At 35.7% G+C, this 10,861-nt stretch carries 10 protein-coding genes; 6 read left to right on the forward strand and 4 right to left on the reverse strand.

Going from position 1 to position 10,861, the window contains the following annotated elements:
• Nucleotides 1–87 precede the first annotated feature (87 nt).
• A complete protein-coding gene (locus ACIQ2S_RS01165) occupies nt 88–774 on the forward strand; it encodes a tetratricopeptide repeat protein (protein ID WP_396172233.1) in 687 nt (228 codons plus the stop codon).
• Between the two features lie 62 nt (nt 775–836).
• On the forward strand, nt 837–2,225 hold the full coding sequence (murC, locus tag ACIQ2S_RS01170) for a UDP-N-acetylmuramate--L-alanine ligase (RefSeq protein ID WP_396172235.1): 1,389 nt from the start codon (nt 837–839) through the stop codon (nt 2,223–2,225).
• Nucleotides 2,226–2,270: 45 nt separating this feature from the next.
• Here murC and ACIQ2S_RS01175 read toward each other — a convergent pair whose 3' ends face one another.
• The 4 genes from ACIQ2S_RS01175 to ACIQ2S_RS01190 form a co-directional block, all read right to left on the reverse strand.
• Nucleotides 2,271–2,912: a DUF1287 domain-containing protein gene (locus tag ACIQ2S_RS01175; RefSeq protein WP_396172236.1), complete on the reverse strand. Its 642-nt coding sequence runs from the start codon at nt 2,910–2,912 to the stop codon at nt 2,271–2,273.
• Between the two features lie 78 nt (nt 2,913–2,990).
• Nucleotides 2,991–4,091 (reverse strand): formylglycine-generating enzyme family protein, encoded by a 1,101-nt coding sequence (locus tag ACIQ2S_RS01180; RefSeq protein ID WP_396172237.1) that lies wholly within the window; start codon nt 4,089–4,091, stop codon nt 2,991–2,993.
• Nucleotides 4,092–4,319: 228 nt separating this feature from the next.
• The gene (locus ACIQ2S_RS01185) at nt 4,320–7,400 is read right to left on the reverse strand and encodes a WD40/YVTN/BNR-like repeat-containing protein (protein ID WP_396172238.1); all 3,081 of its coding nucleotides are present in this window, start codon (nt 7,398–7,400) and stop codon (nt 4,320–4,322) included.
• A 72-nt stretch (nt 7,401–7,472) separates the two neighbouring features.
• Nucleotides 7,473–8,207 (reverse strand): outer membrane lipoprotein-sorting protein, encoded by a 735-nt coding sequence (locus ACIQ2S_RS01190; protein ID WP_396172239.1) that lies wholly within the window; start codon nt 8,205–8,207, stop codon nt 7,473–7,475.
• 96 nt (nt 8,208–8,303) lie between these two features.
• Between ACIQ2S_RS01190 and radC the strand changes: the two genes are divergently transcribed.
• The 4 genes from radC to ACIQ2S_RS01210 all read left to right on the forward strand — a co-directional run.
• Nucleotides 8,304–8,999 (forward strand): DNA repair protein RadC, encoded by a 696-nt coding sequence (gene radC / locus ACIQ2S_RS01195; RefSeq protein ID WP_396172240.1) that lies wholly within the window; start codon nt 8,304–8,306, stop codon nt 8,997–8,999.
• Nucleotides 8,983–9,573 (forward strand): PepSY domain-containing protein, encoded by a 591-nt coding sequence (locus ACIQ2S_RS01200; RefSeq protein ID WP_396172245.1) that lies wholly within the window; start codon nt 8,983–8,985, stop codon nt 9,571–9,573. The genes radC and ACIQ2S_RS01200 overlap by 17 nt, the downstream gene beginning before the upstream one ends.
• A gap of 71 nt (nt 9,574–9,644) precedes the next feature.
• Entirely contained in the window at nt 9,645–10,274 is a 630-nt protein-coding gene (locus ACIQ2S_RS01205) for an ABC transporter ATP-binding protein (RefSeq protein WP_396172242.1), read from the forward strand.
• A 1-nt stretch (nt 10,275) separates the two neighbouring features.
• Nucleotides 10,276–10,861 (forward strand): ABC transporter permease (locus tag ACIQ2S_RS01210; protein WP_396172243.1); only part of this gene is annotated, 586 nt, incomplete at its 3' end.

The following is a 10,861-nucleotide window of genomic DNA, read 5'->3' on the forward strand; positions in this document are numbered from 1 at the left end:
GAGCAGATTTTTTATTATTGCTAACATTAGCATAAAGAACATTTAATTATCTCGGCAATTTATTATTTTTGAAAACAAATTCCCACTATGAAAATTTTAAGTGTATTTATTTTTATAATTTCCATGTCCACGATGGCAAATTCAGACTTCGAAAAAGCCGAACAATTATTTCGTCAAAACAAATTGGTTGAAGCAAAGGCACTTTTTGAAAAGCACTTAAAAGCCAATCCCAATCATACCAAAACTTTAGAATATTTGGGGGATATTGCCGGTAAAAATAAAAATTGGGATGAAGCGATTGGGTACTACAAAAAAATTAAAATTCAATATCCATTAAATGCTGATTATCATTACAAGTATGGAGGTGCCTTAGGAATGAAAGCTAAGGAAATCAATAAGTTTAAGGCTTTGAATTTATTGGGAGATGTAGAAGAATCTTTTTTAACTGCTGCAAAATTGGACCCCAAACATATTGATACGCGTTGGGCTTTGGTGGTATTTTTCACCGAATTGCCCGGCATTGTAGGCGGTAGTGAAAGCAAAGCTCAAAAGTATGCCGATGAATTAATGAAGCTTTCTAAAGTCGATGGTTTTATGGCGAAAGGTTTTATTGATGAATATTTTGAAAGGTATACAAAAGCCGAAATCAATTATAAAAAAGCACACGAAATTGGCAATTCGAAAACAACCTTTCAAAAGTTGTATGATTTGTATCTGAAGAAAATGAAACAGCCCCAAAAAGCAGCAGAATTAAAAAAACAATTTGAAAAATAAAAGGTGATGTTAGTTGTCCGTTAACCGACAACCGACAACCGACAACCGACAACCAAAAAAATATGAATAACGAAATAATTCCCCCCTCGGGAGTCAGGGGGCTTCACTTTATAGCCATTGGCGGAGCCGCCATGCACAATTTAGCACTTGCCTTACACCACAAAGGTTATCACGTTACAGGAAGTGATGATGCTATTTTTGAACCTTCAAAATCACGATTGCAAAGACACGGACTTTTACCCGAAGAAATGGGCTGGTTTTCGGAGAAAATCACCTCAGATATCGAAGCAATTATTTTAGGAATGCACGCCAAAGCAGATAATCCTGAATTGTTAAAAGCCAAGGAATTAGGATTGAAAATTTATTCCTATCCAGAATTTTTCTACGAACAATCAAAGAATAAAACCCGAGTAGTTATTGGCGGTTCGCATGGGAAAACAACCATTACTTCCATGATTTTACATGTGATGCATTACCATAATATCGAAGTTGATTATATGGTAGGAGCTCAATTGGAAGGTTTTGACACGATGGTCCACCTAACCGAAAAAAATGATTTTATCGTTTTGGAAGGCGATGAATACTTGTCGTCACCAATTGACCGAAGACCAAAATTTCATTTGTATCAGCCCAATATTGCCTTACTTTCAGGAATAGCTTGGGATCATATTAATGTCTTTCCCACTTTTGAAAATTACGTAGAACAGTTTGAAATTTTTGTCAATCAAATAACCAAAGGCGGTATTTTGGTCTATAACGAAGAAGATGAAACGGTGAAAAAAGTAGCCGAAGAAACCACTAACACCATCAGAAGGTTGCCTTATCAAACACCAAGTTATACTGTTGAAAACGGGATAACTTATTTAGACACACCCGAAGGACCAATGCCTATTGAAGTGTTTGGAGCACATAATCTTAACAACCTTGCCGGAGCTAAATGGATTTGTCAAAATATGGGAATAGATGAAGCCGATTTTTACGAAGCCATTGCCAGTTTTAAAGGAGCTTCCAAACGTTTGGAAAAAATTGCCGAGGGAAAAGGGAAAGTTGCTTATAAAGATTTTGCTCATTCACCCAGTAAAGTTTCAGCGACAACAAAAGCGGTGAAAAATCAATATCCGGATAGAAACTTAGTGGCGTGTTTGGAATTACATACCTACAGTAGTTTAAATGCTGAATTTCTAAAAGAATACGAAGGAGCTTTGGATGCTGCTGATGTAGCTGTTGTTTTTTATTCGCCCGATGCGGTTAAAATCAAACAATTGCAAGAAGTAACCTATGATCAAATCGCACAATCATTTAAACGAAAAGATTTGATTATTTATACGAATCCAGCAGAATTTAAAGATTTTTTGTTTTCTACTAATTTAGATAATAGTGCGCTGTTATTGATGAGTTCGGGGAATTATGGAGGATTGGATTTTGAGGAAGTGAAGCAGTTGGTTAATTAGTCAATTATAACCGAGTGCTAATTGCCACATTTTCACATTGCCACATTACTTCTCATACCGAAAATGTCCAACGATTTTCCAACTAAACAAGCAGTCTTCCAATACTTGTCCGCCACCAACATTGTGAACAATTAAATTGCGTTTGCCATCTGCCGATTTTTTGTGGGTAACAATACCTATATGTGGTAATTTATCAGCGATCATCCAAGTAACCAAGTCGCCTGTTTTATATTCATTTGGATTTTGAGAAATAGCTAATTTTTCTCCTTTTCTGGTAAAAAATACTTCCAAGTTGGGTACTCTTCGGTGGTCAATGTTTTTATCAGTAGTTTGTAAACCCCACGATTTTGGGTAGCGTGAAAAATTTGCTTTCATGTCTTCATGGACTTCCTTCTGCAAATCGATGTTTAGTTTTCGATAAGCACGAATAATAACATCAGTACAAACGCCTGTTTTGGGAGGCACATCGCCATTTGGATATTTGACGCCTACATAATCTGGCGTGTAAATGACTTCAGGGTCAATAATTGAAATTGCCGCATTGGAAAGTTTTTGATAAAAATCAGCCGCATTTAATGTTGTTTCCTTATTTTCATTCGGATGAATTGTAGCCGTTTCTTTGGTTGGGATTTCATTTTTACAGTTCAAAAATAAAAATGATGACAAAAGTAATGCGATTGATTTCATGTGTTTTTTACGCTATAGTAAACTATAACGTAAAAAAGTTACTTTTGATATTCTGAGAATTTAAAATTTTTTATTGAATCATTTCTGTTTGGCCATTTTTACACATCGAAATCCTAGATGGTTTGTGCCAGTTTTAACTTCACCCTTGCCCCTTGTTCCCATTACATATCTTGAGCAATATTGATCGGAGCATAGAAAAGAACCTCCTCTATGAACTTTTTTTGCTACTCCGGGTTCTGCAGGATCATGGCTTTCGTTTGGGCCTTTTGGATTTTTAGTAACTTCATTTGGAGGCAAAGTATTAAAATAGTCATTTTTGTACCAATCCGAACACCATTCCCAAACATTTCCAGACATATCATATAAACCATAACCATTTTTAGGATACTGTTTTACAGGAGCAATTCCCTTAAAACCGTCGGTTCCGGCGTCATCACTTGGAAAAATACCTTGAAATGTATTGGCCATGTGCTTGTGATTAGGTGTAAATTCATCACCCCAAGCAAACTTTTTGGCACTTAAGCCACCTCTTGCAGCAAATTCCCATTCCGCTTCGGTAGGCAATCGTTTGCCTGCCCATTTTGCAAAAGCTACTGCATCATCCCATGCAATATGTATCACAGGAAAATCCTCTCTTCCGATAATCGTGCTCCCGGGACCTTCGGGTTGACGCCAGTTGGTGCCTTCAATATACGACCACCATTGGTAAAAATTGTTCAAACTTTGAACTTGTGCGGGTGGAGTAAAAACAACAGATCCAGCTACCAGCAGTTCAGCCGGAGCATCCGGAAATTCTTCCCTAGTTGGTATTATTTCTGCGATGGTTTTGTAGCCCGTAGCTTTTACAAAGGCTGCAAATTGAGCATTAGTTACCTCATGTTCGTCCATCCAAAAGCTATCAACATATACTTGATGTACTTTGCAATCAGCAGTTAAGCCCCCAATTTGGCACATGGACTCACATTCTTCATCGGTACCCATATAGAAGGTACCTCCCGGAATCCAGACCATGCCAGGTTCTTTATTTACAGGGATATTCTGTTTATTTTCTATTGTTTGCTTTTCTGTTTTTTCTGTTGGATTCTGAACGTTTTCGCTGGCTTCATTTTTATTGTTACAGGAAAAGAGTACAGAAAAAATCAACATTATCAACAGAAAGTGCGTGTTAAAATAATTCATGAGTTAAGTAAAAGAAATAGAGATTAAATCTATCCAAATTTAAGATTTATTTTGATACTGGTCATAAGTTTTGCCGAAACTATGGACAAAGATTAAATAAATACCCTTAGAAAATTAATCGTATCTATTGAGATTTATTTTGGCATCATTCATTTTTAATAAACACCACATAGTAATTTGATCTAAAAGCTAATTTTGCCTTTGGCTGAGTAGACAACTTTAGCTAAATTAGTCTTTTAAATATTCTTCAAATGATTTTAACGAAAAAGGAATTTGAAGTTTGGCAGCTTGTTCTATTAGTTTGTTTTTATACTTTGATTTTAAATTTGTAAAGGTACTTTTTGTAGTATTGAATGAATCCATAACACTTTCGATGTTTGCAAGTTGCGAGGGCGAAGGAGCATCAAATTGCGAAGCCACAGTAGAATAGATAGCAGTTAGCTTTTCTCGTAATTGCGGTTCAGCAGCTCCTACATACATATCGCCGGTAGTAACAACCATTGTGTTTTTTAAGGCATTAAACTCAGCATCAATCTTATTGTTGGCTTTTGCTGTTTTTGGGTCTCCTTCAATGATTTTTTTATTCAGAGCAATCATCGCATCTAATTCATAAACCATATAAGCCAATTCTTCATTTTTATCAAATAACATTTTTGTAGCTTCGGCTTGTTTTTTTCTTTCGACTGATGAAATGACACTTTTAGGATCATTAATAACTTTGAACTCTTGTGTATACGTTTCTTTCCCTTTAGTCAAAACTGCCTTATATGTACCTTCCGGTACTCTCGGAGCAGTAAACCCCTCGACACTAACTGTTTTGGCCATGGCTATTTTTGGGTTCTTTGTATTAAAACCCCAAGTAACAATATTGATTCCTTTTTGATTTCCAGCCGGCAGTGTAACAATTTTGTTTCCGTTAAGGTCTTGAATTTCCAATTCCATTTTACCAAAAGTGTGGCGTTTTTTCAAATAGTAAACAATTTGAGCTGCACTATTTGGGTTTGATCCAACGAATTCTAATTCGGAAGCTGTGCCGCCAAAACTGGATTGTTCTTCAATGGCAAAAGGTTTCATTTCAAAGAAATGTACATCTTTTTTCAAAATATCCGGTGTAATTTGACGAAGCGGACTCACATCATCTAAAATAATAATTCCTCTACCGTGGGTAGCCATTACCAAATCATTCGTTTTTGGGTGCAGGTCAAGATAATGGACTGCTACAGCAGGCATGTTATTTTCAAATTTCGACCAGTTTTTTCCACCGTCAACAGTAATGTAAAGACCTTTTTCGGTGCCTAAAAACAATAAGTTCGGATTTTTATAATCTTCTTGAATATTTCTTGCAAAGCCATCAATGTCAACTGTTACTATTGAATTCCATGTTTTTCCAAAATCGGAAGTTTTGTAAACATAGGTCGAATAATCATTTTTTGAGTGGCCATCAAAAACGGCATAGGCAGTACCTTCATTAAAAGCACTAGCTTCAATGTGGTAGCACCAAGTGTTTTTTGGTAATCCTTGTACATTCATAATTACATTTGTCCATGTTTTACCGCCATCTTTAGTAATTTGAATATTACCGTCGTCGGTTCCTGCCCAAATGATTTCTTTGTTTAAAGGTGATTCAGCGATGCTAAAAATAGTACAATGATTTTCAGCACCCGAATTATCAACAGACAAACCTCCTGATTTTTCTGTGTTTGTTTTTGTGGGATCATTGGTTGTTAAATCACCTGATATTTTCAGCCAAGTTTGTCCCATATCGTCTGATGCATGAACAAACTGACTTCCGGCATAAATTCTGTCCGGATTATGAATACCCGTAACAATAGGCGTATTCCAATTAAATCGAAGTTTTGGATCACCTTTTTGGGGTAGTGGTTGAATGGTTTTTAATTCTTTGGTTTCTAAATTGTATCGCCAAATATTTTCGGCACCTTGCATTTCACTGTAAATAATTTTTTTGGTCGGATGTTTTAAAACACGAAAACCATCGCCATAACCTACACTGTGCCAATCTCGTGCTTCAATTCCACCATCGCTTTTACTTGGGCCATACCAAGAGCCATTGTCTTGTAAACCACCATATATATTGTAAGGCTCTTCATTATCTAAACTTAAATGATAGTACTGAGAAAGAGGTAAATTTTTAACGATATCCATCGTATTACCTGAATCCCAACTTCTATATAAACCTCCATCTGTAGCCACATAAATTCGATTACTGTCATGTAAATCAACCGTTATATCATGAATGTCAGCATGCATAGCTCCTAGTGGCTTGAATGTTTTACCACCGTCACGACTGATCGAACCCCTTAATCCACCTTTGTATAAAATATCTGGATTTCTTGGGTCAATGGTAATTCTTGAAAAATAAAACGGACGAACCACTAGTTCAAAATCACTGTTTAAATGTTTCCAAGTTGCTCCGGAATCATCCGAACGATATAAACCTTTGTCTTTGTCTTCTGCCGTTTCTAGAACCGCATATAATGTTTGCGGTTTTGAAGGAGCAATACCAATGGCAATTCTACCTAACTGACCTTTTGGAAAGCCATTATGAATTTTGTTCCATGTTTTTCCTCCGTCAACAGTTTTGTATAAGGCTGAGTTATTTCCACCTGAATTAAACGACCAAGCTGTTCTTCTGAATTCCCAAAAACTAGCAAACATAATGTCTGGATTGGTAGGGTCAATAACCAAATCGGCACAACCGGTTTTTGGGTCAACATAAAATTCCTTATTCCATGTTTTGCCGCCGTCAGTTGTTTTATATATTCCACGTTCTTCGCTATCGCCCCAAAGAGCTCCCAAAACCCCTGCCCATACCACATCGCTGTTTCGAGGGTCAACAATAATAGATGTAATTCGGTCGGATTTTGGTAAACCCATATTATTCCAATTTAAGCCGCCATCTGTAGATTTATAAATTCCATCTCCCACAGAAACGCTATTTCTAGGCCAAGGTTCGCCGGTTCCTACCCAAATAGTATTATCAGGATTATTAGGGTCAATGGTTACACAACCAATAGATTGAATATGTTTATCAAAAACAGGAGAGAAAGAGGCTCCACCATCCGAACTTTTCCAAACACCACCGCCTGCAGCACCAATAAAAATAATTTTATTGTTGGTGGGATGATTTGCAATATCAGAAATTCTCCCACTCATAATAGCAGGGCCAATTTGTCGTGCCCTAATATCACCAAAAAGTTCTTTACCTTTTAAGATTATATCATCTTGGGCTTGTGTTTGAATAGAAGCAATCAAACCTAATGTTAAAAATAATTTGAAAATGTTTTTCATAAGTTAGTTTGGTTAAAAAAATCCCCATACTAAAAAAATAATAAGGGGATTTATACATGATAATTGATTGAATTATTCTTTGAAAGTAAAAGCACTTGGATCCACTGTCGGGTTCAAAGTTACTTTTTTAATTTTCATTGGTTGACCACCTTGATTCATGGAAAAAGGAAAATACATTCCGTCAACTTCTTGATAATCACTCATAGTTGTAACAGACATTTGACCTTTAGCAGGTCCCGATTTAACCTCGGATTCTGTTAAAATAGGCACATTGTTTTCAGTGTCAAAATAGTAAAAAACAATGTTGTCTACTTTTTGTCCATCAACCATTTGCGGCTTTTTGGTCAATTTTACTTTATAGCATTCGGTACCTTCTTTTGTTTCCTTGCCAAGATATTCTGCCGTATAACCTTTAGCTTTGTAATCAATTAATGGATCGGGATAATCTCCAGCTTCTTGTTTGATGTTTTCAACCATCTCAGATTCCATTTTTTCAGCTTTCATGGTCATAAAATTAGTTGACCATGCTGTAGTTCCGTCAAAAGCCATCTGTGTGATTTCTTGTCCTTGAAAATTAACTTTCAAATACATTTTTCCGTCTCTTAACTGAACAAGTTCAACCGGAATTTCCATTCCTTGATAGTTTACATTCATTTCCATTTTTGTGCCCGTCAAACTTTTAAATTTTTCAGCACCACCAATATTTTTAATATAGGTGTTAATTATCTCGTCGGCCGTTTGAGCTACAGCAGCATTACTGCCAATAACTAAAAGTAAAATACTAAATACGATTCCTAAATTTTTCATTGTTACGATTTTGAATTTAAAAATAAGTCTTAAAATTAGCAATTATGTTACAAAAAAATCTTTATTTGCATTAATAATTTTTAAAAGCCACACAGAATGGAACAAAACAACCCTTTTTCAATAAAAAATTGGGCGGAAGATGATAAGCCCAGAGAAAAATTAATGCTTAAAGGAAAAGCAGCACTTAGCGATGCTGAACTTTTAGCAATTATAATCGGTTCAGGTAATCGAAGCGAAAGTGCGGTCGATTTAAGCAAACGAATTTTAGCACATGTTCAAAATAATTTGAACGCTTTGGGCAAATTATCACTCAAACAACTGACAGATTTTAAAGGAATCGGTGAGGCAAAGGCCATTTCTATCATAGCAGCCACAGAATTAGGCAGAAGACGTCGGGCAGAAGATACAGTTGACTTACAAAAAATCACTTCCAGCAAAGCCATTTTTGAAATCATGCAACCCATTATTGGCGAGTTACCCCACGAAGAGTTTTGGGTTATGTTTCTAAATAATTCGAATAAGGTGGTTCATAAAGCACAATTGAGTAAAGGTGGTATTACCGGAACCGTGGTAGATGTCCGCATGATTTTGAAAATGGCTTTAGAGCAAAATGCTTTGTCGATTGTGCTTGTTCACAATCATCCATCCGGAAAATTAGTAGCAAGTGATTCGGATATAGAAATCACCAAAAAAATACAAATAGCCGCAAAACAATTAGACATGAATGTGATTGATCATGTCATTATTTCAGAAAATGGTTATTACAGTTTTGCAGATGATCAAAAATTATAATTTAAATACTATCGTGTTGAATTCCAGAAAGAAGCAAGCTAAGATTTTACGAATTTTTAGAAAAGTTCATCGAACTACGGGTGCATTTCTATTTATCTTTTTTTTTATCGTAGCCATCACAGGATTTTTGTTGGGAATAAAAAAAAATAGTGGTGGAATGATTTTGCCTGAAACTAAAAAAGGAACTTCGATCGAATTGCGTTCATTTCTTCCGTTGGATAGTTTGCAGGCCATGGCAACTCGTTCGATGGCGGATTATTTAAAAGAATCTAGCCCACCAGAAATTGACAGAATAGATGTTCGACCTGAAGATGGGATTGTAAAATTTACCTTTAAGTCTAATTTTTATGAAGTACAAATGGACGGTGCAACCGGAGCGTTGCTTCAAATTGAATTACGACGGTCTGATGTCATCGAAAAAATTCATGACGGTTCAATTGTTGATTATTTTTTAGGGTTCGAATCGGGTATTTTTAAATTAATCTATACCACTATCATGAGTTTTGCATTAACTATATTTACCATAACCGGCTTTTGGTTGTGGTACGGGCCGAAAAAAATGCGAAAATCTTAGGCTAATTTTTAGAATTGATTAACAACTCATTTTTTAAAATATCAGTATCTTTCGAAATTAAATTTAATTAAATGATTTACACCAAAGATTTGATATTTTCCTTCAATGAAAAAACGACGTTTGCTTTTCCCGATCTAAAAAATGAAGCTTCCCAAACTTTGTTAATTACAGGTACTTCCGGTAAAGGAAAAACAACATTGTTGCATCTTTTAGGGGGATTATTGCGGCCCAATTCCGGGACCATTTCTATACAGGAAACTAATATAGCAAGTTTATCCGAAAAGGAATTAGATCAATTCAGAGGTAAAAATATCGGATTGGTTTTGCAACAATCACATTTTATTGCGTCATTAAATGTTTTGGAAAATGTGGTTTTAGCATCTTGGTTAGCCACGGGTAAAAAAGCGATTGAAAAGGCAAAATCATTATTAAAAGAATTGGATTTAGAAGACCAAATATATAAATTACCTTCTAATTTGAGTATTGGTCAGCAGCAACGAGTGTCGATCGCAAGAGCTTTGATTAATGAGCCAAAATTACTTTTGGCAGACGAACCGACTTCGAGTTTAGATGATGAAAATGCACTAAAAGTGGCCGATTTATTGGCTCATTTATCAAAAGAGTACCAAGCCTCTTTAATTATTGTAACGCATGATTACCGACTGAAATCTAAATTTTCTAACCAACTAAATTTAAACTAAGATGATTGGAAAATTAGCATGGAAAAACCTTTGGTTTAAGCCTTTAAACACGGTTTTAAGTTTGGTTTTATTAACAGCTTCAGTGGCGATAATATCACTTTTAATTTTGTTACAAGAACAATTTGAAAAGCAATTTTCGAGTAATATTGATGGAGTCGATTTAGTTTTGGGGGCTCAGGGAAGTCCGCTACAGTTGATACTATCTTCCGTTTACCAAGTAGATGCTCCAACCGGCAACATCAATTATATAGAAGCCGAAGTTTGGATGAAACATCCGTTTGTAGAAACGGCAATACCTTTGGCTTTTGGCGATAATTATCGTGGATTTAAAATTGTGGGAACTACACCCGATTATATAAAAAAATACACTGCAACTATCGCTGAAGGAAAAGTGTTTGATAAGAATTTTGAAGTGGTTATCGGAAGTGAAATAGCAAAAAAACTTTCTGTAAAAGTGGGAGATAAATTCTTTGGAACCCATGGCGATGCCGCAGAAGGAGACGTTCATGATGAATATGCCTATGTGGTCGTTGGAATTGCCTCACCTACCGGAAAAGTGATTGATAATTTAATTTTATGTACTGTTG

The sequence above is a fragment of the Flavobacterium sp. genome, assembly GCF_044371705.1.
Lineage (GTDB): Bacteria > Bacteroidota > Bacteroidia > Flavobacteriales > Flavobacteriaceae > Flavobacterium.